The sequence below is a fragment of the Streptomyces sp. NPDC046866 genome, assembly GCF_040704625.1.
Classification (GTDB): Bacteria; Actinomycetota; Actinomycetes; order Streptomycetales; family Streptomycetaceae; genus Streptomyces.
Genome location: NZ_JBEYXN010000001.1, coordinates 141,221 through 165,612, shown reverse-complemented (window position 1 = coordinate 165,612; position 24,392 = coordinate 141,221). Strand labels below are relative to the sequence as shown.

The following is a 24,392-nucleotide window of genomic DNA, read 5'->3' as shown; positions in this document are numbered from 1 at the left end:
GGGAGTGCGGGCGTCTCAGGACGTCAGGTGCCTGAGGGTGTACTCCGCACGGTCCACCACGGCCGGCGGGGCGCCCTGGGCCCGCAGCTTCTCGATCAGCGCGGTCATCCTGGCGGCTCCGGCCTCCTCGCGGCCCAGTTCCTGTTCGGTCCAGGCGGCGAACTGGACGGACTCGACCAGGCTGCCCAGGTGGTCCGGCCCCAGCTCCGCATAGAGCGCGGCGGCCCGCTCCACCAGCTCGATCTCCTCCAGGCGCAGAGCCTCCAGCAGCGCCTTCTCCGCCTGCGCCGCCTCCTCGTCGTCGCTCTCCTCGGACGAGGTCACCCGCCGGTCGAGCACCTGGGCGAGCTGGTGCCAGGTCTGGGCGAGCTCGTAGCGGAGCGCCTCCGCCTGCGGATCGGCGGCCAGGGCGGCGTCGAGCACCGCGGCCGCCTCGGCCATCCGGGACCGTGCCTGCGCCACCTGTGCGTCGGTGATCTCCCCGCGCAGCCCGAGCCAGGCCAGCGAGCGCAGGATCCGCACCTCGGCGACCGGTGCGCCGCCCGTCGCCCGGTACAGCTCCAGCGCCCGTTCGTAGGCCGCGACCGCCTCCTCGTCGAGCCGGGCCTCGGAGAGCTGGTCGGCCGCCGAGTGCGCCAGACCCGCCTGCGGCCGGGCGTCCTCCCAGCCCTTGGCCACCTCCGCAGCCAGCAGGAACTGCTCCGCCGCGGCCCGCGGTTCGTTCAACTGCCGCAGCAGGTCGCCGAGGAACTCCCGGGCGGCCACGGCCTGTCCCTCACCGTGCTCCAGCAGATCGGGCAGCGTCGACTGCAGCACCTCCGCCGCGTCGGCGTGCCGGCCCGCCCGCGCGTACGCGCGGGACAGGAGCAGTCGTGCCTGCGCCCCGCCGTCGGCGCTCAGGCCCGCCAGGTCGAACCAGTGCGCCGCCGTCAGCGCATGCTCGGCCGCCTCCGCCGCCTCGGCCCGGTGCAGCAGGATCTCCGCGAGGGTGAGCCGCACGGCGCCCTGCGTCTCGGCGTCGGTCACCTCGGCGGCGTGCTCCACTCCGGCGCGGGCCGCTTCCTCGCCCTCCTCGGGCCGCCCCAGCTGCATCAGCAGACCGGCCCTCAGGGCGAGCGGTTCCACTGCCTCCCACGGCCGGTCCGCCGCAACGGAGCGCCGGGCGGCCGCCGCCAGCAGCTCGACGGCCCGCTCGGGGTCGCCCTGCGAGAGGGCGATGCGGCCCAGCATCTCCTCGGCCTCCGCCGCCAGGTCCGGCAGTGCCTCGGCGTGGTCGGCGATGAAGGCGGTCAGTCCGGCCGCCAGCTCGCCGTGCCCGTGGTCGTGCCCGTGGTCAGGCCCGTGCCGGTGCTCGTCCGCGTGCCCGTGTCCTTCGCCCCGACCGTCTTCCAGCGAGCGCAGGTACGACTCCACCCGCAGCGACGCCAGTTCGGCCAGGGCGATCCGCCGCTCGCGCAGCGGCTCCCCGGCGTCCAGCGCCTCGGCAGCCCGCAGGGCCACCGCCAGCAGCTCCCGGATCCGCTCGGGCGCGGCCCCGGCCTGCGCCGCCGCGCTCGCCAGCCGCAGCTCCGCCAAGGCGGCCCGCTCGGCCTGTCCGAGGGCCCGGTAGCCGTCCCGGGCGGCCTCCAGCAGTTCCGCCGCATCCGCGGCCCCGGTCCGCGCGGCCGCCAACGCCCGGCTGTCGGCGACGTCGGCCGCGAGCAGCGGGTCCACCTCGCCCTCCGGGAGGGCGGCGGTGCGTACGGCCACCTCCGCCCAGAGCCCGTCCGCCGACGGGTGCCCCGTGTCACGGGCCCGGCGCGCCCGATCCACCAGCTCCCCGAGGCCCGAGCCGTCGGCCGCGGCGGGGGACGGCTTCACCGCAGCCCCAGCCGCTACGGGCACCCCCGCGGCCCGTGCCCCGGTGGCCCCCTGTGCGGGCAGCGGTGCGCTGCGGACCCCCAGCGGCAGCACTTCGGCCAGCGGCTCCCGTCCGATCCGTGCGAGGAAGCGGTCCGACACCCGGGTGGTGCCGTTGCGCGCGTCGAACCGGCGGGCGATGTCGAGCGAGCCCGCGTACAGCACGTCGTACAGCTCGCTGACCGTCCGCGGCGTGCCCTCGTACGGGACGGCCGGGCTGTCGCCGTATCCGAGCTCCTTGAGCCGGCGCAGCAGCACGAGGATGCCGCCGTGGAACGCCATCCGGTCGTCGACGTTGGGCAGCGGGGCCACGTGGGCGGCGTGTTCGGCGAGGATCTCCAGGCCGCGCGACTCGTTGCCGCTGAGCGCGCAGAACTCGATGTGCTTGCCGACGGACGGCAGCAGGCTCTCGTTGCCGCGGGCGAGGCGGTAGCCGCGCAGGTGGTGGGAGCGCGCCTCCTCGAGGCGGCCGAGCCGCAGCAGCGGCAGCAGCGAGGTGGCCAGCACCCGGTGCGGCTCCTCGGCACAGGTCCGCTCGCCCGCCAGGACGGGCTGCCAGTGCTCCATCGCCCGGGCGTCGTCGCCGCGCAGGACGGCGTACTGGCCCTGGCTGTTGAGCTCGCAGGCGTGGCAGTCGCTCATGTCGTCGCGTTCGGCGGCCAGCCAGGCGGCCAGCGCCCGGTCGGCCCGCTCGTCGTCGCCGGTGGCGTGCGCGAGCCACATCTCGGCCTCGCGCACCGGCCGCTCGCTGTAGCCGGCGAGCCGGTAGCGGCGCTCCATCTCCTCCAGCCAGCCGGCGGCGGACTCCAGCGGGATCTCGGGGGAGTCGCCGATGGCCGTGGCCACCCACTTGAACTGCCAGAACAGCGAGTGGGCCTCCCAAGAGGAGAAGGCGCCGGGGTCCTTGTCGTACTCCTGGAGCAGCCGGGCGAACGGCACCAGCATCTTGGAGGACTCGGCGCTGTAGAGGTACGCGGTGATCAGGTTGTCCAGCGCCGTACGGAACAGGGCGGCGTCTCCGCCGGCCTCCGCCGCGCTGACCAGGGCCTCGGCGTGGGCGTTGCGGGCGGCACCGTTGGGCGCCTGCCGGTTCTCCTCCAGCCCCCGGTCGATCTCCTCGCGGGTCATCATCGTCACTGCTGGCCCTCCCGGGCGTCGGTGGAGTGGGTCGCCCATTCCAGGAGCCCCAGGAAGGCCCGGTTGAGCAGGGTGGAGTCGGCCGGCCGCAGCGGCCGCTGGGACATCAGCAGCGCCTGCCCGTACAGCGATTCGACGGCCGTGCCGGTCAGCGCCTCGTCGGGCAGGGCCGCGATGCGGCGGATCAGCGGGTTGTTGTGGTTGAGCACCAGCCGGGCCCGCGGCGCGGCGCCGCGCAGGGCGCCGAGGATGCCCGTCCACAGCGAGTCGGCGCTGTCCAGGGCGGCGGTGCGGTCGCGCTCCTGGCGGGCCTGGCGGTCGTCCAGGTAGAGCGCGGGGACGGAGACCGGCTGGAAGGCGCGCAGCACCACGTCGCAGCCCTGCGGCTCCAGGCGGGTCCGGGCGGTGGAAAGGAAGGACGCGAGGGCCAGTTCGGCCGCGGTCGGCACCGGGTCGAGCCGCTCGGTGACGGCGCCGGCATCGAGCTCGGTGACCTTCAGGTCGGGCCGTACGGCGGGCAGCAGGGCGAGCAGGTCGGCGTCGTAGGTGTAGCCGGCGTTGATGACGCCGAGGCCGTGCGCCGCCGCGATCGGCGCGATCTGGCGGAACTCCTCGACGGTACGGGTGAAGTGGATCTCGGTGTGGGCGGCCGTGAACTCCTGAAGACTCATCGAACCGTCGCTGGTCTCGAACGGCAGCCACGGGAGCATCAGGCCGAGCAGCTCGGCGTCGTGCCGGGCGAGGGACTTCACCCCCAGGTGGTGGACGCCCAGGAACGCGGCCAGCCGCTCGGGTTCGCTCGCGGCGAGCTCGGCGAGCCAGGCGCGCACCCGGCCGCCGAGGGCGTCGCGTACGGCGGCCAGGGTCTCGTCGTCGTACAGGTTCTCGCGGGAGGCGGTGGGCCGCAGCGTGTCCGTGTCGATGACGGCGCGGACGAAGAACGCCCAGTCGGGCAGCAGGCTGTCGGCCCGGTCGGTGAGCAGCATGCCCTTGAGGTGGACGCGGTGGCCGGCCCGGTGGGCGGGGCTGGTCGGCTCCGGCAGGACGTACGCGACGCCGCGCACGCCGGCGACGGGCAGGTCGAGGTCGATCGTGTCGAGAGGGGTGAAGCCGAAGAGCTGCGTGCAGTGCCCGGCCAGGGCGACGCGGCGCGCCGCGGGGGTGGGGAAGGGCCGGTCCCACACGGCGGGCCGGTCGGTGACGGGGCGCGGCTCGCCGCCCTCGCCGTCGTCGAAGGTGATGTCGTACGGGAGCAGGGAGCCGTAGTCGCGGGCCAGCTGCTCGACCTTGGCCGGGACCATCCACTCCTCGGCGCCCGGGCGGGCTTCGAGGATGACGGTGGTGCCGGGCTCCGGGCGGGCGTCGTGCGGCAGTTCGCGGACGGTGTACGAGCCGTCGTCGGTGGCGAGCCATTCGACGGGCGCTGCCTGCGGGTCGCGGGCGGAGCGGGTGACGACGCGGATCTGGCGCGCCACGACGAAGCAGGCGAGCAGGCCGATGCCGAACTGGCCGAGGAACTCCCGGCGGGTGGTCTCGAGGCCGTGTTCGCCGCCGCGCTTGGAGCTGCGGCCGATGGTGGCGAGCAGGGAGTGGGCCTCGGCGGCGGTCAGGCCGATGCCGCTGTCCTCGATGGTGACGCGGCCCGCGGTCGCCGACAGGCGGATGCGGATGTGCGCGTCGGGGTCGAGGGCGTGGCGGGCGGTGACCGCGTCCACCGCGTTCTGCAGGAGCTCGCGGACGTAGACGCGCGGGCTGGAGTAGAGGTGGTGGGACAGAAGGTCGACCAGACCGCGCAGGTCCACCTGGAAGTTGTTGGCCGGGGAGTCCCCGGTGGCGCCCGAAGCGGATCCGGAGCGGGAGCCGGCCTCTGCGCCGGAGCCGGAGGACGACGTGGATGCGGACGTCATGGAGTGTCACCTCGCGTACATGCGTGAATGGTTCGGCGATCGCGAGGTACCCCCCCTCACGGATCCCGGAGTGAGGAACAGATTAGGGGGCCGATACGACAATCTCTGCGGAATTCCGGCGTGCTCAGGGCCAGCGCAGGAATTGCGGAGGCACAGCGTCCACCAGCCACACCCCATTGGCGCTCACCCGGAACACGTGCCCGGCCGCACGCATCGCGGCGGCGTCCACGGCGAGCACGACCGGCCGGCCGCGCCGGGCGCCGACGCGGGTCGCGGTCTCGCGGTCGGGCGACAGGTGGACGTGGTGGCGGGCCATGGGGCGCAGTCCCTCGGCGCGGATCGATTCGAGCGCCCGCGCGACCGTGCCGTGGTAGAGGTACGCGGGCGGCTCCGCCTCCGGAAGATCCAGATCCACCGCGACGGTGTGGCCCTGGTTCGCACGGATGCGGGTGCCCTCGACGGCGAAGCGCTGCTTGTCGTTGGCGGCGACGACATGGTCCAGCTCGGCGCGGCTGATGGGGAAGCCGTGGTCGGTGGCGGCGCGCAGCAGGTCGTCGATCTCCACCCAGCCCTGCGGGTCGAGTGACAGGCCGATGCGTTCGGGCTGGTGGCGCAGGTGTTTCGAGACGTATTTGGACACTTTCACGGTGCGTCTTTCGTCCATGACGCCAGCTTGCCGGGCCGGACGGGAGCGCCGCAGGGATTTTCGGCCGTCTCCGGCGCTCGCGGACTGGCGGATCGCACGCTATCGCTCTTTTCAAGATGCGGAATACATTTTCCATAAAACGCCTACCCTGGGGGAGAACCCATGACGATCCGTGCTTCCCTGCCACGCCGGGCGGTCGCCGAGCTCGTCGGCACCGCCGGCCTCCTCGTGGTGGTGATCGGCTCCGGTATCCGGTCCGCGGACCTCAGCCGCGACACCGGCGTCGCGCTCGTTGCGAACTCGCTCGCCTCTGCCATCGGCCTCGGACTGATCATCACCCTGTTCGGGCCGCTGTCCGGTGCCCACCTGAACCCGGTGGTCACCCTCGCCTCCTGGTGGGCCCGCCGCCGCGGCGGCGACGGGCTCGCGGGGCGCGAGGCGCTCGTCTACACCGCGGCCCAGACCGCGGGGGCGATCGCCGGCGCGGTGCTGGCCGAGGTGATGTTCGGCCACATCCCGGGGGCCTTCTCCACCCAGGTGCGCGGCGGCAGCCATCTGCTGCTCGGGGAGGTCGTCGCGACCGCCGGGCTCGTCCTCGTGATCCGGGGGCTGGAGCGCATCGGGCGGGCCGGGATGATCCCGGCCGCGGTGGCCGCGTACATCGGTAGCGCGATCTGGTTCACCTCGTCGGGCTCGTTCGCGAACCCCGCAGGCACCATCGGGCGCGCCTTCAGCGATTCCTTCACCGGCATCGCCCCGCAGTCGCTGCCCGGCTTCGTCGCCGCACAGCTCCTCGGCGGCGCCCTGGGCCTGGCCCTCGCCGCGCTCCTCTACGGCGGTACCGGCCGCGGCGCCGAACGCGGCCCCGAGGACGGCGCCGGGCGGCACACCGGCCGTCGCATCGCCCGGGGCAGGCGGAAGACCGCGGTCGATCCGCAGTCCCTCAGCGCCGTGGACCACACCGGCGCCACCAGCCCCACGTATGAGACCGCCAGCTGAGACGCCCACCGGGTTGCCCACAGGAAACCCCGGCTTGTCCACAGCCGATTGGGTGGGTTTTGACGGCAAACGAGGGATCCGCCCTGTGGACTACCGGCCTCCCCTGCGCGCCAGCTCGTTCATCGTCCGGGCCTGCAGTTCGCGCTCGGTCGCGGCCCGGACGAACTCCCCCACGTGCTCCGCACCCACCAGGTCCTGCACCGCCCGGACCGTCTCCGCCGGCAGCGGCACCGCCGCCGGCCCCGACGGCTGGAACGCCCCGGGCGCGCCCAGGTGGCGCTGGAGGTGCCGGGTCGCGAACAGCCGCATCGCCCGCGCCAGCTCGGCGTCCACCGTCTGCTGGGCCAGCGGCCGCAGCCGCCGGACCATCGTCGCCGCCTCCGCCGCGTCCGCGTCCGTCGGCGGTACCTGTCCCAGGTAGCGCGCGAAGACGTGCTCGGTGGTGAAGTCGAGGAACCGCGAGGCGATGTGCTCCACCTGCCCCCGCAGTTCCCGCAGGTGGCCGGTGATGGCCGTCAGCGGCACCCCGGCCGCATACAGCTCGGCGGCCACCGCCAGCTCCTGCGGCGAGGGGACGAGGAACTCGTCCGGGCGTCCCGGAATGCGCTCCAGCACCCCCAGCTCGCACGCCTCGTCCACCACTGCGTCGTCCGAGGTGCCGCCGAACCGCTCGTCGAGCTCGGCCCGGCTGACCCGCGCGGCCTCCTCGTCGGTCCACGGCCCGTGCACCTCGGCGACCAGCCCCAGCACACCGCCGAGCCCGCGCCCGGCGTCCCAGGCCTCCAGCAGCTCCTTGATGGAGGCCAGGGTGTAGCCGCGGTCCAGCAGGTCGGCGATCTGGCGCAGCCGCGCCAGGTGCGTGTCCCGGTAGACGTTCGAACGGCCGCGCCGCTCCGGCTTCGGCAGCAGGCCACGGTCCTGGTACGCACGGATCGTGCGCACCGTGGCTCCGCTGTGGTGCGCCAGATCCTCGATCCGGTACTCGGCTACTGCCTGATCGGACAATCCCGGCTCCCTACGACATGGCGGATCGGCCCTCCTGCGAGGGATGGTACGACCGCCGGAAACAGGGGGGTATGGCCGTGCCGCTCACAGGCCGGCTTCCGCCTTGGCGAGTCTGCGCAGCAGGCCCGGCGCCCAGCGCGACATCCACAGGGCGCCCTTGGACTCCGGGGTCACCGGGACCACCGCCTCGTTGCGCACGACGGCCCGCAGGATCGCGTCGGCGACCTTCTCCGGGGGGAAGTTGCGCAGCCCGTACAGCCGGGAGGCCTTCTCCTGGCGGCGCTTCTCCTCCGCCGCATCCGCCCCGGCGAAGCGGGTGGTGGCGGTGATGTTGGTGTTGACGATGCCCGGGCAGATCGCCGAGACGCCGATCGACTTCGAGGCGAGTTCCGCGCGCAGGCACTCCGACAGCATCAGCACCGCCGCCTTCGAGGTGCCGTACGCGGGCAGGCTCTTGGAAGGCAGATAGGCGGCGGCCGAGGCGGTGTTGACGATGTGGCCGCCCTGGCCGCGCTCGGCCATCTGCTTACCGAAGATCCGGCAGCCGTGGATGACGCCCCACAGGTTGACGTCGAGGACCTTCTTCCAGTCTTCCGCCGTGGTCTCCAGGAACGGGCCCGACAGCCCGATCCCGGCGTTGTTGACCAGCACGTCCACGATCCCGTACTCGGCGGCGGTCTTCGCCGCGAGCTTCTCCATCGCCTGCTCGTCGCCGACGTCCACGCACTCGCCCCAGGCCTCGGGCGCCCCGATGAGCCGCGCCATGTCGGCCGTGCGGGCGGCGCCCTCCGCATCCCGGTCCACGCACACCACCCGGGCCCCGGCCTCGGCGAAGGCGAAGGCGGTGGCCCGGCCGATGCCGCTCGCGGCTCCGGTGACCAGCACCAGGCGCCCGCCGAACCAGTCGGCGTACTTCCCCGGGGCCTTCTGCTCTGGAGCCCGCGCGGCCGGCTCCTCCCGGGCGGTGACGAACTCGGTGATCCAGGAGGCCAGCTGGTCCGGCCGGGTCCGGGGGATCCAGTGCCGGGCCGCCAGCGTGCGCCGCACCAGGTCGGGGGCCCACCGTTCCAGGTCGTCGTAGAGCCGCTCGGACAGGAACGCGTCCCCGGTCGGCGTGATCAGCTGGACCGGTACGTGGGCGTACGCGTCGGCGCGCGGGTGCCGCATCCGGGAGCGGACGTTGTCGCGGTAGAGCCAGGCCCCGTGCGCGGCGTCCGAGGGCAGCGACGGGGTCGGGTAGGAGCCGGCCGGGACCTTCTCCACCCGCTCCAGGATGCCGGGCCACCGCTTGCCGAGCGGCCCGCGCCAGGCGAGCTCCGGCAGCTTGGGGGTGTGCAGCGCGTACACGTACCAGGACTTCGCCCCCTGGCCCAGCAGCTGGGCGGCCCGTCGCGGGGTGGGCCGGCTCATCCGCTTCTTGATCCAGTGGCCGAAGTGGTCCAGGGAGGGGCCGGACATGGAGGTGAAGGAGGCGATCCGGCCCTCCGTGCGCGCGACCGTGGCGAACTCCCAGCCCTGTACGGACCCCCAGTCGTGGCCGACCACGTGCACCGGCCGGTCCGGGCTGACCGCGTCCGCCACCGCCAGGAAGTCGTCCGTCAGCTTCTCCAGGGTGAACCCGCCGCGCAGGGGCACCGGCGCCGTGGAGCGCCCGTGCCCGCGCACGTCGTACAGCACCACGTGGAAGCGGGCGGCCAGCCGCTCCGCGACCTCGGACCAGACCTCCTTGGTGTCCGGATAGCCGTGCACCAGCACCACGGTGGGCCGGTCCGCGTCGCCCAGCTCGACGACGCACAGCTCGACCCCGCCGGTGCGGACCCGGCGCTCGCGCGCCCCGGCCGGGCCGGCCGCCCGCCCGGTGCCGTCGGTGCCGGGGGCCCCGGCCGTTTCGCCCATGCCTTCGCCCATGCCGCTCATGCTGCCTTCTCCTCGGCCCAGCGCCGCACGTGCGGCAGATCGTCGTCCAGCCAGAACGCGCTCTCCTCGGGGTCCCGGGAATCGGTGACCACGAGGATCTCCTCGAACTTCGCACCGGTTCCCCGGAAGCCCAGGTGCGGCTCCACCGCCCACAGGCCGGGCTGCGGCGCGTGGTCGGAGAAGCGGTAGGGGCTCCACAGCGGGGACCAGCCCTCACGGTGTCCGTGCACGGCATCGCTCGCCAGCCCCTTGAGGGACTGGGTCCCGAACCCGAAGGCGGTCGGCGACCAGCGCCGCTCCTTCACGCGGTCGATCTTGTGGGCGATCACGCCGAAGGGGTAGGCGCGGTGCCGGTTGGCGTACCCCTGCCGGACCATCAGCCGCTCGACGTTCTCGTAGATCTCGCGCAGGGAGCGCCGCTCGCGGACCTGCCGGAGGATCAGCTCCCGGTGCACCCGCAGGTCGGACATCAGCCGGTCCTGCACCGGATTCAGCCCGAGGCTGCCCGAGTACCCGACGTCGGCCGCGTACCCGCGGTGGACCGGGGCCATGTCGAGGATGAACGGCATCCCAGGCTCCAGCTTCCGGTCCGTCGGGAAGAACTGCAGCGGGATCCTGAAGCCCGCGAAGGCGGTACGGTCCCCGAACCAGGCGAACGGCAGGTGGAACCAGTCCCGCACGCCCCGCTCCCGCAGCCACTCGCGCTGCATCCGTGCGGCCTCCCGCTCGGTCACCCCCGGCCGCAGCTGCGCAGCGACGGCCTCCGCGCACGCGTACGCGAGGCGCTGTACCTCTCTGAACCCGCGGAGCTCGGCGGTGACCCGCCCGGTGAGCCGTGCGCCGTGCCGTGCCCTGTGCTGTGCGGTGTCCCCAGCCATGCCAGCCGTCCGTCCCTAGAGCCGTACCGCCCGTAACGTGCCACTGATGAATGTGACAATGCCCGGAGATCACGTCAAGGGCCGTGCACCAGCCTGTGGACGAAGTCGGCCGGTCCGCATCAGACCCGCGTCAGGGTCCGTACGCCTGAAGGCTGATACGGGATCGCGCTCCAGGTCTGACGATCCGGGCGGCACGCGCCACTAACGTCGAAGCCGTGACTGTCATCGCGACCGAAAGCCTGAGCAAGCGGTACCCCCGAGTGACCGCCATCGACCGGCTCACCCTGGACATCGGACCGGGTGTCACCGGCCTGGTGGGCGCCAATGGAGCCGGCAAGTCCACGCTGATCAAGATCCTGCTGGGACTGTCCCCCGCCACCGAGGGCCGTGCCGCCGTACTCGGACTCGACGTCGCCACCCATGGCAGCGCCATCCGCGAGCGCGTCGGATACATGCCCGAGCACGACTGCCTGCCCCCCGACGTCTCGGCCACCGAGTTTGTCGTGCACATGGCCCGGATGTCCGGGCTCCCGCCGGCCGCCGCCCGCGAGCGGACCGCCGACACCCTGCGCCACGTCGGCCTGTACGAGGAGCGGTACCGCCCCATCGGCGGCTACTCCACCGGCATGAAGCAGCGCGTCAAACTCGCCCAGGCGCTGGTCCACGACCCCCAACTGGTCCTGCTCGACGAGCCCACCAACGGCCTCGACCCCGTCGGCCGCGACGAGATGCTCGGTCTGATCCGCCGCGTCCACACCGACTTCGGCATCTCCGTCCTGGTCACCTCCCACCTCCTCGGCGAGCTGGAGCGCACCTGCGACCACGTCGTGGTCGTGGACGGCGGCAGGCTGCTGCGCTCCAGCTCCACCAGCGACTTCACGCAGACGACCACCACCCTCGCGGTCGAGGTCACCGACTCCGACGCCCACCCGGACGGCACCGCCGCCCTGCGCCGGGCGCTCACCGCCGCCGACATCGTGCTGCACGCGGGAGAGGAGCAGGGCCTGCCCGGCGCCGGCCACATCCTCCTCGTGGAGGCCGCCGGTGAGAGCACGTACGACGTCATCCGGGACACCGTCGCCTCCCTCGGCCTCGGCCTGGTCCGCATGGAACAGCGGCGCCACCACATCGCGGAGGTCTTCCGCGACCACGACCAGCGGAAGGGAGCCGGCACCGATGGCGCCTGACACCTCCACGGCCACTCAGATCCACAACATCGGCTACCGGTCCTACGACGGGGCACGGCTCGGCCGCTCCTACGCCCGCACCTCGCTGTACTCGCAGTCACTGCGCGGCGCCTACGGCCTCGGCCGGTCCGCGAAGTCCAAGGTGCTGCCGATGATCCTGTTCGCGGTGATGTGCGTCCCCGCGCTGATCATCGTCGCCATCGCCATCGCGGTGCCCGGCTCCACCGACCTGCCGATCAAGTACACGACGTACGCCCTGACCACCCAGATGGTCATCGGCCTCTACCTCGCCTCCCAGGCACCCCAGTCGGTCTCCCGGGACCTGCGCTTCAAGACCGTGCCGCTGTACTTCTCGCGGCCCATCGAGCGGGTCGACTACGTCCTCGCGAAGTACGCGGCGATGGCCTCGGCCCTGTTCATCCTCACCGCCACACCGCTGCTGATCATGTGGATCGGCTCGCTGCTGGCGAAGTTCGACTTCGCGGACCAGACCAAGGGGTTCGCTCAGGGGCTGGTCTCCGTGCTGCTGCTCTCCGTCCTGTTCGCCGGCCTCGGCCTGGTCATGGCCGCTCTCACCCCGCGCCGCGGCTTCGGCGTCGCCGCCATCATCGCCCTGCTGCTGATCCCCTACGGCGCGGTCACCGCGGTCCAGGGCGTCGCCTACAGCGCGGGATCGACCGGCCCGATCGAATGGATGGGCCTGTTCTCCCCGATCACCCTGATCGACGGCATGCAGACCGCCTTCCTCGGCGCCACCTCCGCCTTCCCCGGCGGCGAGGGCCCCTCCGCCGGCGTCGGCTTCGTCTACCTGCTCGTCATCCTCGGCCTCATCGCCGGCTCCTACGCCGCCCTGATGGCCCGCTACCGGAAGGCCGGGCTGTGACCACCATCGACATCGACCACACCAGCCGCTGGTTCGGCAACGTCGTCGCCGTCAACGACGTGACCATGCGCATCGGCCCCGGCGTCACCGGCCTGCTCGGCCCCAACGGCGCCGGCAAGTCCACCCTCATCAACATGATGGGCGGCTTCCTCGCACCCTCGACCGGCACCGTCACCCTCGACGGCGCCGCCATCTGGGGCAACGAGCAGGCCTACCGGCACATCGGAGTCGTGCCCGAGCGCGAGGCCATGTACGACTTCCTCACCGGCCGCGAGTTCGTCGTCGCCAACGCCGAACTCCACGGCCTCGACGACGCCGCGGCCCGCCGCGCCCTGGCCACCGTCGAGATGGAGTACGCCCAGGACCGCAAGATCTCCACGTACTCCAAGGGCATGCGCCAGCGCGTGAAGATGGCCTCCGCGCTGGTCCACGACCCGTCCGTGCTGCTCCTGGACGAGCCGTTCAACGGCATGGACCCCCGCCAGCGCATGCAGCTCATGGACCTGCTGCGGCGCATGGGCGACGAGGGCCGCACCGTCCTGTTCTCCTCCCACATCCTGGAGGAGGTCGAACAGCTCGCCTCCCACATCGAGGTGGTCGTCGCCGGCCGGCACGCCGCCTCCGGCGACTTCCGCAAGATCCGCCGCCTGATGACGGACCGCCCGCACCGCTACCTGGTCCGCTCCTCCGACGACCGGGCCCTGGCCGCCGCCCTGATCGCCGACCCGTCCACCGCAGGCATCGAGGTCGACGTCCAGGAAGGCGCCCTGCGCATCCAGGCCGTCGACTTCGGGCGGTTCACCGAGCTGCTGCCGCAGGTCGCCCGCGCCCACGGCATCCGCCTGCTGACGGTCTCGCCCTCCGACGAGTCCCTCGAGTCGGTCTTCTCCTACCTCGTCGCGGCCTGAAGGAGCTGGCATCCGTGTACAACCCCACCGTGGCCCGGCTCACCTACCGCGCCCTGCTCGGCCGTCGCCGCGCGCTGATCCTCTTCGCGCTGCCCGCCCTGCTCATCGTCATCTCCGCCGTCGTGCGCGTCTTCACCGGCGTGGACGACAAGATCGCCGCCGACCTGCTGGGCGGTTTCGCCCTCGCGACGATGGTCCCGCTGATCGGCGTCATCGCCGGCACCGGCGCCATCGGCCCCGAGATCGACGACGGCTCGATCGTCTACCTGCTCTCCAAGCCGGTGAAGCGGCCGACGATCATCCTGACCAAACTGACCGTCGCGATCGCCGTCACGATGGCCTTCTCCGCCGTCCCCACGCTGATCGCGGGCTTCATCCTCAACGGCAACGGCCAGCAGATCGCCGTCGCCTACACCGTCGCCGCGCTGGTCGCCTCCATCGCCTACAGCGCCCTGTTCCTGCTGCTGGGCACGGTCAGCCGGCACGCGGTCGTCTTCGGCCTCGTCTACGCCCTGATCTGGGAGTCGCTCTTCGGCAGCCTCGTCTCCGGCGCCAAGACCCTCAGCGTCCAGCAGTGGGCCCTGGCCCTGGCCGAGAAGATCGCCGGCGAGGGCTACGTCGACGCCACCGTCGCACTGCCCACCGCCGCGGTCCTGCTGTCGGTGGTCACCGTCGGCGCCACCCTCTACGCCGGCCAGAAGCTGCGCCGCCTCACCCTGGCGGGCGAGGAGTAGAACCCGCCGCACCGGTCCCGCGACCCGTGCCCCGCCCGGCCCACCGGCCGGGCGGGGCACGGCCGTCCGAGGCATCATCGGGGCATGACCGAGCACGCCGAGCCCGAGCCGTCCAGGCCCGTCCGGTCCTGGATACGCTCCTCGCCCGGCACGCACATATGGCTGCTCGTCATCGCCGTCACCAGCCTCATCGTCGTGATCGCGCCCACCCCTCTCGAACACGTCCTCCTCCACCGGCACAGCAGCAACATCCACGAGCTCACCAGGCACCCCGTGCGGGCCCTGCTCTCCAGTGCCTTCTGGATCGAGAACCCCGCCTCGCTCGCCCTTTACGCCGTCCTCTTCGAGCTCTTCCACGCCCCCGTCGAAGGCTGGCTCGGCACCCTGCGCTGGCTCGCCGTCGTCGCCACCGCTCACATCACGGCCACCCTGATCAGCCAGAAGGTCGTCCTGACGGCCATCCAGGACCACCGCGCGCCGCACAGCATGGTCCACGTCGTCGACGTCGGCGTCTCCTACGGCCTGGCCGCCTCCATCGGCGTGCTGACCTACCACCTGCCCCGGCCGGTGCGGTGTTTCTACCTCGCCGGCGCCGTCGCCTTCTACGGCATCCCGCTCCTGGCCGGCAGCACGTTCACCGATCTCGGGCACGCCATATCGCTCGCCGTCGGCCTGCTCGCCTGGCCGCTCACACGCCGGCCTGCGCCCACCGCCGCTGTTTCACGTGAAACATGAGCGCCGCACCACCTGAAGCGCCGACCGTGTTTCACGTGAAACACCGCGGCGCCGGCTAGACCCCGCGGTCCTCCGCACGCACCACACCGTGCTCCCACGCCCACGCGGCGATCCCCACCCGGTTGCGCGCACCGACCTTCGCCTGCACGTTCGCGATGTGCGTCTTCGCCGTCCCCGGGCTGATGTACAGCTCGGCGCCGATCTCCGCGTTGGTCAGCCCGCGCGCCACGAGCCGCACGATCTCCACCTCACGCCCGGTCAGCGGAGAGGCAGCGGGCACCCGGGAGGCTTCCGGCCCGGCCGGGGCAAGCCGGCTCAGCAGCCGCACCGTGATCTGCGGGCTGATCAGGGTGTCCCCGGCCATCGCCGCCCGCACCCCCTCGATCAGCAGGGCGGGTCCGGACCGCTTCAGCAGGAAGCCGCACGCTCCGTGGCGCAGTGCCGTCTGCACGTACTCGTCCTGGTCGAAGGTGGTCACCACCACGACCCGGGTCTGCGGCGCGAGCCGCCGGGTCACCTCCAGTCCGTCCAGCCGCGGCATCCGGATGTCCGCGAGCACCACGTCCGGTCGCAGCTCACGCGCCTGCACGATCGCACTCTCGCCGTCGGCGGCCTCTCCCACCACGGTCATGTCCGGCTGTGAATCGAGGATCAGCCGGAAGCCGCTGCGGATGTCCTCTTGGTCGTCGGCTATCAGGATGCGTGTGGTCACGCCGCCATGATCACCTGCCGTCCCGGTCCACGGCAGGGAACACCGCGAGAACCCGCCATCCGCCGGCACCGTCCGGGCCGGCGTCCAGCCTGCCGCCCGCCGCCTCCACCCGCTCGCGCAGCCCGGCCAGACCGGTGCCCCCGCCCTGCCGCCACCGGCGGGCCAGCAGGCTGCGGGACCCCCGCGCGGGCGCGCTGTTGGACACGGCCAGCTCGGTCCCCGCAGCGGCCCGGCGCAGGTCGACCCGCACCGCCGAGGCCCCGGGCGCGTGACGGCGTACGTTCGTGAGCGCCTCCACCGCCACCCGGTACGCGGCGGCGTCCGCCTCCCGCGAGAGCGCCCCGGGTGCCCCCGGGCCGGCCTCCAGCACCGCGCCGTCGAACCGCCCCACCAGCTCGGGCAGGGCGTCCAGGCCGGGTGCCGGGGCGGTCGGGCCGCCGACCGCCGCCCGCAGGGCGTGCACCGTGCGGTCCATCGAGGCCAGGGCACTCAGGCCCGCCGCCTCGATGCGTTCCAGGGCGGGCAGGGCCCGGCCGGGATCGCCGTCGGCCACGAACCGGGCCGCCTGGGCCTGCACGACGATGGCACTGACGTCGTGGGCGACGAAGTCGTGCAGGTCCCGCGCCAGTTCCAGCTGCTGGTCCCGCCGGGCCTCACGGACCGCGTGGCGCAGCCGGGCCGCCTGGAAGCGCAGGTAGCAGCCGACGGCCACGGCTCCGAGCGCCGGCAGCGACCAGAACGCCGCAGCCCCGGCCAGCTCCAGCCACAGCCCCCACCCGCCCTCGGACGAGAACTCCGCCCTCGCGTCGAGCAGGAACGGCACCGGCCACAGCGCGACCCCGGCCACACCCACGGCACACGCGGCCACCGCCCGGCGCGCAGGAGCCCACCGGGCCGCCAGCGTGAGCAGCGGCAGGAGCAGCACCGCCCCGGTGAGCAGCCAGGCCGCGGGCGCACCGGCCAGGGAACAGGCCAGGCAGAGCGCGCCGGTGACGAGGGCCAGCGGGGCGTACAGGAGGCGGGCACGCAGCTTCACGGACATGTCCGCGACCCTACGAAGCCCGGCCGGGCCGGAGCCATCTGCCGTTCGGCAGAGCCGTGCCGACCGGGAAGGCTTCCGGCGTGCCGATCGGCGGATGGCCCCCGGAGCTTCACCGGACGAGCCTTGAGGCGTCAAAGGCCGTCCCGCCGAACGGAGTCCACAATGTCCGCGCCCACCGTCGCCGCCACGCCCGTCCCGCCCCGGCGCGCCTGCACCGATCCGGCCGAGGGCGTCACCCGACCGCTGGTGTGGGTGGCCAGGGCCGCCGCACTCACCCTGGTGCCGAGCGGCCTGTGGCGTGTGGCGATCGCCTTCGGGGCCCCGTCGGGCTTCAAGCCCGGCAACCCGCTGCACGTCGACCATTTCCCCGGCCCCACATCCCTCTACCTGGTGGGCCTGAGCCTCTTCGCGGAATGCCTCGGCCTGCTCAGCCTCGGCCTGGTCCAGCGCTGGGGCGAGGTGCTGCCGCAGTGGGTCCCCTGGCTGGGCGGGCGCAGCGTTCCTCCCCTCGCCGCCGTCATACCGGCCTCGCTCGGCGCGCTGGCCGTCACGGCGATCACCTTCGCGGGTGCATGGACGTGGGACGCGGAGATGTCCGCAGCAGACGCTCCGACCGGAGTCGCGGCCTGGGTGATGAGCTTCTGCTACGCACCCCTCGTGCTGTGGGGGCCGCTGCTCGCCGTCCTGACGGTCGCCTACGGGCGGCGCAGGCGCCGCGGCTGACGTGCGTCGAAATTCGCTGGTACGGCGCTTCCGCCAGGGGCAGAGTGAGTCGTGCGGGGAGCAACAAAAGGTCCGGGGCAGCCACTTCGAGCGCGCCGTACGGCGCGGGCTGCCCCGGACCCTCCCTGTCGTGCGGGCTAGGCGGCGCCCAGCAGGCGCTCGAGGACGACCGCGATGCCGTCCTCCTCGTTGGAGGTCGTCACCTCGTCCGCCACCGCCTTCAGCTCGGCGTGGGCGTTGGCCATCGCCACGCCGTGCGCCGCCCAGCCGAACATCGGGATGTCGTTGGGCATGTCGCCGAAGGCGATCGTCTCCGCCGCCTTGACCCCGAGCCGGCGTGCGGCCAGGGACAGGCCCGTGGCCTTGGTGAGGCCGAGCGGGAGGATCTCCACTATCCCCGGACCGGCCATGACGATGTCCACGAGGGAGCCGACCGTCTCGCGGGCCACCTTGACGAGCGCGTCGTCGTCCAACTCCGGGTGCTGGATGTACAGCTTGTTCAGGGGAGCCGACCACACGGCCGCGGTGTCGTCCAGGTACCGGGCCGGCAGGCCCCCCTGGACCCGGTAGCCCGGCCCGAGCAGCACGTCGCCGTCGACCCCGTCGCGGCTGGCCGCGAGGGCCAGCGGGCCCACCTCGGCCTCCAGCTTCGCCAGGGCCAGGCCGGCGAGCTGCCGGTCCAGGGTCACCGAGGTCAGCAGGCGGTGCGCCCCCGCGTCGTAGACCTGCGCGCCCTGCCCGCACACCGCGATGCCCCGGTAGCCGAGGTCGTCGAGGACGGCTCGGGTCCACGGGACGGCGCGGCCGGTGACGATGATGTGCACCGCGCCCGCCGCGGTGGCCGCGGCGAGCGCCTCACGGGTGCGTTCCGAGACGGTGTCGTCGCCACGCAGCAGCGTGCCGTCGAGGTCGGTCGCGACGAGCTTGTACGGGAACGGGGCCGGGCTCACTTGGTGATCGGCTCCAGGACCTCGCGGCCGCCCAGGTAGGGGCGCAGGACCGGGGGCACGTGCACGGTGCCGTCGGCCTGCTGGTGGTTCTCAAGGATCGCGACGATGGTGCGCGGCACGGCGCAGAGGGTGCCGTTCAGCGTGGCCAGCGGCTGGGTCTTCTTGCCGTCGCGGACGCGGATCGACAGTCGGCGGGCCTGGAAGCCGTCGCAGTTCGAGGCGGAGGTCAGCTCGCGGTACTTGCCCTGGGTGGGGATCCACGCCTCGCAGTCGAACTTGCGCGAGGCGGAGGCACCGAGGTCACCGGTGGCGACGTCGATCACCTGGAACGGGAGCTCCAGGCTGGTCAGCCACTGCTTCTCCCAGGCGAGGAGGCGGGCGTGCTCGGCCTCGGCGTCCTCCGGTGCGACGTACGAGAACATCTCGACCTTGTCGAACTGGTGGACGCGGAAGATGCCGCGGGTGTCCTTGCCGTACGTACCGGCCTCGCGGCGGAAGCACGGGGAGAAGCCGGCGTAGCGCAGCGGCAGCTTCTCCGCGTCGATGATCTCGTCCATGTGGTACGCGGCGAGCGGGACCTCGGAGGTGCCGACCAGGTAGTAGTCGTCCTTCTCCAGGTGGTACACGTTCTCCGCGGCCTGGCCGAGGAAGCCGGTGCCCTCCATGGCGCGGGGGCGCACCAGCGCGGGCGTGAGCATCGGGATGAAGCCGGCCTCGGTGGCCTGCGCGATGGCGGCGTTGACCAGGGCCAGCTCCAGCAGGGCGCCGACACCGGTCAGGTAGTAGAAGCGCGAGCCCGAGACCTTGGCGCCGCGCTCGACGTCGATCGCGCCGAGTGCCTCGCCGAGTTCCAGGTGGTCCTTGGGCTCGAAGCCCTCGGCGGCGAAGTCGCGGATCGTGCCGTGCGTCTCCAGGACGGTGAAGTCCTCTTCGCCGCCGACCGGCACGTCGGGGTGGACGACGTTGCCGAGCTTGAGGAGCAGGTTGCGGGCCGCTTCGTCGGCCTCGTTCTGCTCGGCCTCGGCGGCCTTGACGTCGGCCTTGAGCTGCTCCGCCTTCTTCAGCAGCTCCGCCCGCTCCTCCGGGGAGGCCTTGGGGATGAGCTTGCCGAGCGACTTCTGCTCATTGCGCAGTTCGTCGAAGCGCATGCCGGAGGACCTGCGGCGCTCGTCTGCGGAGAGCACCGCGTCGACGAGTTCGACGTCCTCTCCACGGGCGCGCTGCGAGGCGCGGACACGGTCAGGGTCTTCACGGAGCAGCCGAAGGTCAATCACCCCTCCAGGCTACCGGTCTGGGCTTCCCCGACTCACACCGATATCACGCTGCGTGTCGCTATGTCCTAATTGCCGAGAATGGAAAACTCTGATCGACTGGCCGGAAGTGGCACCCGTCGACCGGCCCATAAAGGGCGGCCATTCCCCGAAAAGAGGAACAAGCCGAGCATCTCGACCTCCCCGGCCGAGGCCGGCGCGGCCACCTTGTCCACAGGAAACGCCCAGACCATCGACTTGTCCACAGGCTGTGCGCCGTATCTGTGGACACGGAATGAGATCAATCCCGACCCCCGGCCCGCCGGGGCGAATGGGCGTTCAAACCGGTTGCACCCACTCATTCGGGTGGGAATGCCTCGCCCCAAAGAGTTCATCGGTGATACCGGGGTGACGCCGTTCACCTTCCGCTCTACAGCGCGAAACCTGGGCGGCCCGACCGATATGTCGACCTTGCCGGAGTGAACTGTCGACTAGTCCACAGGTCCCCATCTCGGCCTGTGGATAACTCTGTGGACAGTGGCGAACCGCCGGGACCGGCTACGGCCGGCCGTCGAGGCAGCGCGTCAGCCAGTCCGAAGCAGCCGTGAAGTCCCCGTCCGACGTCCCCGGCCGCGGGGCCCGGACCTCACTGCGGGTGACCCCCGCCCTCGGATAGGAGCCCAGGAACCGGACCTGGGGACAGGTCCGCTTCAGACCCATCAGCGCCTCGCTGACGCGGCGGTCGGAGATGTGGCCCTCGGCGTCCACCGCAAAGCAGTAGTTGCCGATGCCCTCCCCGGTCGGCCGCGACTGGATCAGCATCAGGTTGACCCCGCGCACGGCGAACTCCTGGAGCAGCTCCAGCAGCGCACCGGGGTGGTCGTCGCCGAGCCACAGCACCACGGAGGTCTTGTCGGCACCCGTCGGGGCCGCCGGCCGGGCGGGGCGGCCCACCAGCACGAAACGCGTCTCCGCGTTCTGCGCGTCATGGATCTCCGTGACCAGGGGCACGAGCCCGTAGGTGGCCGCCGCGAACTCCCCGGCGAAGGCGGCGTCGAAGCGGCCCTCCTGGACCAGCCGGGCCCCGTCGGCGTTCGACGCGGCCGACTCCCACAGGGCGTCGGGCAGGTTCGCCCGCAGCCAGTTGCGCACCTGAGGCTGGGCCACCGGATGCCCGGTGACGGTCTTGACGTCCGACAGCTTCGTGCCCGGCCGCACGAGCAGCGCGAACGCGATCGGCAGCAGCACCTCGCGGTAGATCATCAGCGGTTCGCCCGAGGCCAGCTCGTCGAGCGTGGCGGTGACACCGCCCTCCACCGAGTTCTCGATCGGCACCAGGGCGGCCGCCGCCTCCCCGTTGCGCACGGCGTCCAGGGCGGAGGCCACCGACACCATCGGGACGAGTTCCCTGGTCGCGGCTTCCGGCAGCGTGCGAAGGGCGGCCTCGGTGAAGGTGCCCTCAGGACCGAGATACGTGAAGCGGGTGGCCGACATGCGATCAGCCTAATGCCGGGGCCCCGGCCCGAGGGGTGCTGTTCACCCTTCGAGCAGCCGCTGCCCCACGTACTCACCGTCGCGCGCGCCGGGCGGCACCGCGTAGAGGCCGCTCGACTCGTGCCGGATGAACGCCGACAGGGCGTCCCCGCGGTCGAGCTTGCGCTGCACGGGCACGAAGCCGCGCAGCGGGTCGGCCTGCCAGCAGATGAAGAGCAGTCCCGCGTCGGGAGCGCCGTCGGCCCCGATCCCGTCGTGGAAGGAGAACGGGCGCCTGAGCATGGCGGCGCCGCCGTTCTGCGCGGGCGCGGAGATCCGGGCGTGCGCGTTGGCCGGGATGACCGGCTTCCCGTCGGGGCCCAGCTTGTCGAGGTCCATTGCGGTGGTCTCGCTGCCGCCGGTCAGCGGGGCTCCATCCGCCTTGGTGCGGCCGATGACCTGTTCCTGCTGGGCCTGGCTCTGCTGGTCCCAGGCGTCCAGCAGCATCCGGATGCGCCGCACGACCGCGTACGAGCCCCCGCCCATCCACGCGTGCGCGGCAGGGCCCGGACCGGCCGCGGGCACGAAGACCCGCTTGTCGAAGTCGGGGTCGGCCGGCTTGGGGTTCGCGGTGCCGTCGACCTGCCCCATGAGGTTGCGGGCGGTCATCGGGGACGCGGTGGCACCGGGAGAGCGGTTGAAGCCGTTCATCTGCCAGCGGACCCGGGCGGCCTCCCCCGCGTCCTTGTGCAGCGCGCGCAGCGCGTGAAAGGCGACGAGGCCGTCGTCGGCGCCGATCTGCACCCACAGGTCGCCGTTGCTGCGCTGCGGATCGAGCTGGTCGGCGGAGAAGTCCGGCAGCGGGTCCAGCGCCGCCGGGCGGCGGTCCACGAGCCCGGTGCGCTCGAAGAAGGAGTGACCGAACCCGAAGGTGATGGTGAGCGAGCAGGGCCCGGAATCGAGGGCGATGCCCGAATCCGCCGTCGGCGCGGTCTCGCCCGCCATCAGCCGGCGGGCCGTCTCGGACCAGCGGCGCATCAGGGCGGCGGCCTCCTTGCGGCCGGCGCCGGGCGCCAGGTCGAAGGCGAGGACATGGCCCTTGGCCTGGAGGGGCTGGGTGATGCCGGCCTGGTGCTGCCCGTGGAAGGCGACGCGGGCGGCACCGACCGAGGCCAGGCTCCCCGGGCTGCCCGAGGATCCGGCCGGGGCGTCGGCGAGGGCGGACTGCACCAGCGCGCCGCCCGTCGCACCCAGCGCGAGTCCGGCGGCGCCTGCGGCGCCGACGGTGCCCAGCAGCCGGCGGCGGGAGATTTCGATGTCGGTGTTGCTCTCGGTCACGCTGGTCAGCCGATCTTCACGGTCTTCTGCACGGTGGTCTGGTCGATGTCGGAGGTGCGGACCGTCACGTCGATCCGCCATTCCCCGGTGAGCGGAAGCTGCACCCCGGAGGCACTCCAGTGTCCCGGCGTCGCCCGCTCGGGAACGAGCGGGAGGGGGCCGATGTCCTTGGCGGGCAGGGTGAAGGCCACCTTGATCTCCGGGACGTCGAGCGGCCCGCCCTCGGGGGACTCGACCCAGAGGTGGACGGTGTTGGCGCCGACCCGGCCAGGGTCGAGCTCCAGCCGCACCGACCCCTTGCCGGCCGGGCCGCCCGTGTCGAACGGCAGGGTCACCTTCACGGCGCGGTCCGGAACCGCGGTGGAAGCCGCGCCCGAGCCGCGTCCCGCCTCCTTCTCCGCGGTACGCCCGGGTTCGGTACTCGTGAGCACGGTGGTCACCGCGAGCAGGACGACGGCGACCGCGGCCTCGGCGAGGACCGAGCGGCGCAGGCCGGCCCGGTTCGGATCCGCGTCGCGGGCCTGCCGCTCCCTGGCGTTCTCGCGCGCCGCCCGCTGGCGGGCCAGCTGCGCGGCCCGCTTCGGGTCCTCCGGGGCGGCGCCTTCGGCCGGGTCCGCGGCCCGAGCCGTTTCACGTGAAACATCGGCCCGGGGAGCCTCGCCGGGGTCACTCCCGGCGGTGGACGGGGGAGAAACACGGCCGGCCGGCACTTCCACCCCGGCGGGCAGTACCGCCGGCGCCTCGGCCAGGCGCGCGGTCCACTTCCGCGAGACCCAGCCGATGCCGACGAGGACGGCCACGAGCCCGGCCTTGATGAGCAGCAGGCGCCCGTAACCGGTGCCCGTCAGCGCCGACCAGCTTCCGACCTGGCGCCAGGACTGGTAGAGGCCGGTGACGGTCAGCACGAGGACGCTGGTGAAGGCCACCCGGGAGAAGCGCCGGACCGCCTCGCGCTCCAGGGAGGGCACCTTGTGGAGGGCGACGAGCAGCGCGGTGAGCCCGCCGAGCCAGGCGGCGACGGCCAGCAGGTGCAGGATGTCGACCGGCATGGCGACACCGGGCTGGATGCCGGTGGAGGCGTGCTCGGACAGGGCCCAGGTCGCGGCGATGCCGCCGGCGACGACGGCCCCGCCGATACCGAGCCCGAACTGCAGGTCGCTCGCCTCCTTGTCCTTCTCCGCCCGCTTCCCCCTGTCCGCGGCGCCGGTCCCGTCGATCCCTTCGATCCCGTCCGTCCCGCCGGCCTGCCGGCGTGCGTACGCACCGAAGAGGACCGCGAGGAACAGTGCGGCGGCGCCGAGCAGGAGCAGCCGCGACACCAGGGAGGCCCCGGTCTTGGTCTCCAGGACGGCCCGCAGGCCGGTGAGGTCGAGCACGTCGGCGAACTTCCCGGACCCGGTGTACGGGGTGCGCAGGACCAGCATCGCCAGGGTGGCGGCGGTCAGCGTGACCCAGGCGCGCAGGACGAGCTTCTGCAGCGGCCGCTGCGCGGCTCCGCGGCGCCAGCACAGCAGGACGAACGCGCAGGCGCCCACCAGGACCGCGAAGCCGGCGTAGGCGGCGTAGCGGGCGATGCCGTACGCGATGCCGACGGGCCCGCCGCCCGCCTCCCGCGAGGGCAGCGAGACGCTGGTGGCCGAGGGGGCGCCGATGGAGAAGGTGAAGGCGCCGGAGACCGGGTGGCTGTCGGCGGAGACGGCCTGCCAGGCGACGGTGTAGGTGCCGTCCGGCAGTCCGGAGTGCAGGGCGGTGCCGTACCGGACGGTGGATCCGCTGCACATGTCCCGCAGTTCGCCGGTGTCCACCCGCTTGCCCTGGGGGTCCAGGACGCGGATGGAGTCGTCGCCCATGGCGACCTGCTCCGAGAAGGACAGGGTCACCCGGGCGGGGGCCGTGGCGACCACCGCCCCCTCCTTGGGGTCGCTCGCGGTGAGTGCGGCGTGCGCCGCGGCCGGGCCGGCCGCGGTGAACAGGGTCGCCAGCAGGGCTGCGAGGACCAGCGCGAGCCGCGGCAGGATCGCCGCGGCCCGGTGGCGGGCTGTGGAAGGGGCGGGGGCGGTGGCCGTCAT

20 protein-coding genes are annotated in these 24,392 nt (G+C 72.9%); 7 read left to right on the top strand and 13 right to left on the bottom strand.

Annotation, left to right across the window (positions count from 1 at the left end):
* Nucleotides 1-15: 15 nt before the first annotated feature.
* The 3 genes from AB0953_RS00790 to AB0953_RS00780 all read right to left on the bottom strand — a co-directional run bounded on the left by AB0953_RS00790 (nt 16) and on the right by AB0953_RS00780 (nt 5,607).
* Nucleotides 16-3,036 (bottom strand): tetratricopeptide repeat protein, encoded by a 3,021-nt coding sequence (locus AB0953_RS00790; protein ID WP_366857185.1) that lies wholly within the window; start codon nt 3,034-3,036, stop codon nt 16-18.
* Complete coding sequence (locus tag AB0953_RS00785) at nt 3,033-4,943, bottom strand: HSP90 family protein (protein WP_366857184.1); 1,911 nt, start codon at nt 4,941-4,943, stop codon at nt 3,033-3,035. The genes AB0953_RS00790 and AB0953_RS00785 overlap by 4 nt, the downstream gene beginning before the upstream one ends.
* 124 nt (nt 4,944-5,067) lie before the next feature.
* Entirely contained in the window at nt 5,068-5,607 is a 540-nt protein-coding gene (locus AB0953_RS00780) for an RNA 2'-phosphotransferase (protein ID WP_366857183.1), read from the bottom strand.
* A 144-nt stretch (nt 5,608-5,751) separates the two neighbouring features.
* On the opposite strand from AB0953_RS00780, the gene AB0953_RS00775 reads away from it, so the two are divergent.
* Nucleotides 5,752-6,588 (top strand): aquaporin, encoded by an 837-nt coding sequence (locus AB0953_RS00775; RefSeq protein ID WP_366857182.1) that lies wholly within the window; start codon nt 5,752-5,754, stop codon nt 6,586-6,588.
* 90 nt (nt 6,589-6,678) lie between these two features.
* Here the strand turns inward: AB0953_RS00775 and AB0953_RS00770 are convergent, their stop codons facing one another.
* The 3 genes from AB0953_RS00770 to AB0953_RS00760 all read right to left on the bottom strand — a co-directional run bounded on the left by AB0953_RS00770 (nt 6,679) and on the right by AB0953_RS00760 (nt 10,388).
* Nucleotides 6,679-7,593, bottom strand: a complete 915-nt coding sequence (locus tag AB0953_RS00770) for a MerR family transcriptional regulator (protein ID WP_366857181.1) — start codon at nt 7,591-7,593, stop codon at nt 6,679-6,681.
* Nucleotides 7,594-7,677: 84 nt separating this feature from the next.
* Entirely contained in the window at nt 7,678-9,489 is a 1,812-nt protein-coding gene (locus AB0953_RS00765; RefSeq protein ID WP_366857657.1) for an SDR family oxidoreductase, read from the bottom strand.
* Nucleotides 9,490-9,506: 17 nt separating this feature from the next.
* Nucleotides 9,507-10,388 (bottom strand): M24 family metallopeptidase, encoded by an 882-nt coding sequence (locus AB0953_RS00760; protein ID WP_366857180.1) that lies wholly within the window; start codon nt 10,386-10,388, stop codon nt 9,507-9,509.
* A gap of 215 nt (nt 10,389-10,603) precedes the next feature.
* Here AB0953_RS00760 and AB0953_RS00755 point away from each other — a divergent pair, with 215 nt between their 5' ends.
* From AB0953_RS00755 to AB0953_RS00735, 5 genes are all read left to right on the top strand, one after another.
* Nucleotides 10,604-11,575 (top strand): ABC transporter ATP-binding protein, encoded by a 972-nt coding sequence (locus AB0953_RS00755; protein WP_366857179.1) that lies wholly within the window; start codon nt 10,604-10,606, stop codon nt 11,573-11,575.
* A complete protein-coding gene (locus AB0953_RS00750; protein ID WP_361903694.1) occupies nt 11,565-12,458 on the top strand; it encodes an ABC transporter permease subunit in 894 nt (297 codons plus the stop codon). Before AB0953_RS00755 ends, AB0953_RS00750 begins: the two co-directional genes overlap by 11 nt.
* Complete coding sequence (locus AB0953_RS00745; protein ID WP_366857178.1) at nt 12,455-13,366, top strand: ABC transporter ATP-binding protein; 912 nt, start codon at nt 12,455-12,457, stop codon at nt 13,364-13,366. Before AB0953_RS00750 ends, AB0953_RS00745 begins: the two co-directional genes overlap by 4 nt.
* 14 nt (nt 13,367-13,380) lie before the next feature.
* Nucleotides 13,381-14,100, top strand: a complete 720-nt coding sequence (locus AB0953_RS00740; protein WP_366857176.1) for an ABC transporter permease subunit — start codon at nt 13,381-13,383, stop codon at nt 14,098-14,100.
* An 84-nt stretch (nt 14,101-14,184) separates the two neighbouring features.
* Complete coding sequence (locus AB0953_RS00735; protein WP_366857175.1) at nt 14,185-14,835, top strand: rhomboid-like protein; 651 nt, start codon at nt 14,185-14,187, stop codon at nt 14,833-14,835.
* Nucleotides 14,836-14,890: 55 nt separating this feature from the next.
* Here AB0953_RS00735 and AB0953_RS00730 read toward each other — a convergent pair whose 3' ends face one another.
* Nucleotides 14,891-15,547 (bottom strand): response regulator transcription factor, encoded by a 657-nt coding sequence (locus tag AB0953_RS00730; protein ID WP_366857174.1) that lies wholly within the window; start codon nt 15,545-15,547, stop codon nt 14,891-14,893.
* 10 nt (nt 15,548-15,557) lie between these two features.
* Nucleotides 15,558-16,589, bottom strand: coding sequence for a histidine kinase (locus AB0953_RS00725; RefSeq protein ID WP_366857172.1), 1,032 nt, complete (start codon nt 16,587-16,589; stop codon nt 15,558-15,560).
* 162 nt (nt 16,590-16,751) lie between these two features.
* Between AB0953_RS00725 and AB0953_RS00720 the strand changes: the two genes are divergently transcribed.
* Nucleotides 16,752-17,312 (top strand): hypothetical protein, encoded by a 561-nt coding sequence (locus AB0953_RS00720; RefSeq protein WP_366857171.1) that lies wholly within the window; start codon nt 16,752-16,754, stop codon nt 17,310-17,312.
* Between the two features lie 137 nt (nt 17,313-17,449).
* On the opposite strand, the gene AB0953_RS00715 is transcribed toward AB0953_RS00720, so the two are convergent.
* From AB0953_RS00715 to AB0953_RS00695, 5 genes are all read right to left on the bottom strand, one after another.
* Nucleotides 17,450-18,262: an HAD family hydrolase gene (locus AB0953_RS00715; protein ID WP_366857170.1), complete on the bottom strand. Its 813-nt coding sequence runs from the start codon at nt 18,260-18,262 to the stop codon at nt 17,450-17,452.
* Nucleotides 18,259-19,536, bottom strand: a complete 1,278-nt coding sequence (serS, locus tag AB0953_RS00710) for a serine--tRNA ligase (RefSeq protein ID WP_366857169.1) — start codon at nt 19,534-19,536, stop codon at nt 18,259-18,261. Before serS ends, AB0953_RS00715 begins: the two co-directional genes overlap by 4 nt.
* Before the next feature lie 534 nt (nt 19,537-20,070).
* Nucleotides 20,071-21,006, bottom strand: a complete 936-nt coding sequence (gene pheA, locus AB0953_RS00705) for a prephenate dehydratase (RefSeq protein ID WP_366857168.1) — start codon at nt 21,004-21,006, stop codon at nt 20,071-20,073.
* Nucleotides 21,007-21,048: 42 nt separating this feature from the next.
* Complete coding sequence (gene efeB / locus AB0953_RS00700) at nt 21,049-22,323, bottom strand: iron uptake transporter deferrochelatase/peroxidase subunit (protein WP_366857167.1); 1,275 nt, start codon at nt 22,321-22,323, stop codon at nt 21,049-21,051.
* Between the two features lie 5 nt (nt 22,324-22,328).
* The gene (locus AB0953_RS00695) at nt 22,329-24,392 is read right to left on the bottom strand and encodes a copper resistance protein CopC (protein ID WP_366857166.1); all 2,064 of its coding nucleotides are present in this window, start codon (nt 24,390-24,392) and stop codon (nt 22,329-22,331) included.

What these genes read in the sequence shown, in the direction of transcription:
- pheA (WP_366857168.1), bottom strand. Translation starts at nt 21,006, where the DNA reads ATGTCGGCCACCCGCTTCACGTATCTCGGTCCTGAGGGCACCTTCACC.
- AB0953_RS00720 (WP_366857171.1), top strand. Translation starts at nt 16,752, where the DNA reads ATGTCCGCGCCCACCGTCGCCGCCACGCCCGTCCCGCCCCGGCGCGCC.
- AB0953_RS00780 (WP_366857183.1), bottom strand. Translation starts at nt 5,607, where the DNA reads ATGGACGAAAGACGCACCGTGAAAGTGTCCAAATACGTCTCGAAACAC.
- AB0953_RS00765 (WP_366857657.1), bottom strand. Translation starts at nt 9,489, where the DNA reads ATGGGCGAAACGGCCGGGGCCCCCGGCACCGACGGCACCGGGCGGGCG.
- AB0953_RS00735 (WP_366857175.1), top strand. Translation starts at nt 14,185, where the DNA reads ATGACCGAGCACGCCGAGCCCGAGCCGTCCAGGCCCGTCCGGTCCTGG.
- AB0953_RS00725 (WP_366857172.1), bottom strand. Translation starts at nt 16,589, where the DNA reads ATGTCCGTGAAGCTGCGTGCCCGCCTCCTGTACGCCCCGCTGGCCCTC.
- AB0953_RS00785 (WP_366857184.1), bottom strand. Translation starts at nt 4,943, where the DNA reads ATGACGTCCGCATCCACGTCGTCCTCCGGCTCCGGCGCAGAGGCCGGC.
- AB0953_RS00750 (WP_361903694.1), top strand. Translation starts at nt 11,565, where the DNA reads ATGGCGCCTGACACCTCCACGGCCACTCAGATCCACAACATCGGCTAC.
- AB0953_RS00695 (WP_366857166.1), bottom strand. Translation starts at nt 24,392, where the DNA reads ATGACGGCCACCGCCCCCGCCCCTTCCACAGCCCGCCACCGGGCCGCG.
- AB0953_RS00760 (WP_366857180.1), bottom strand. Translation starts at nt 10,388, where the DNA reads ATGGCTGGGGACACCGCACAGCACAGGGCACGGCACGGCGCACGGCTC.
- AB0953_RS00775 (WP_366857182.1), top strand. Translation starts at nt 5,752, where the DNA reads ATGACGATCCGTGCTTCCCTGCCACGCCGGGCGGTCGCCGAGCTCGTC.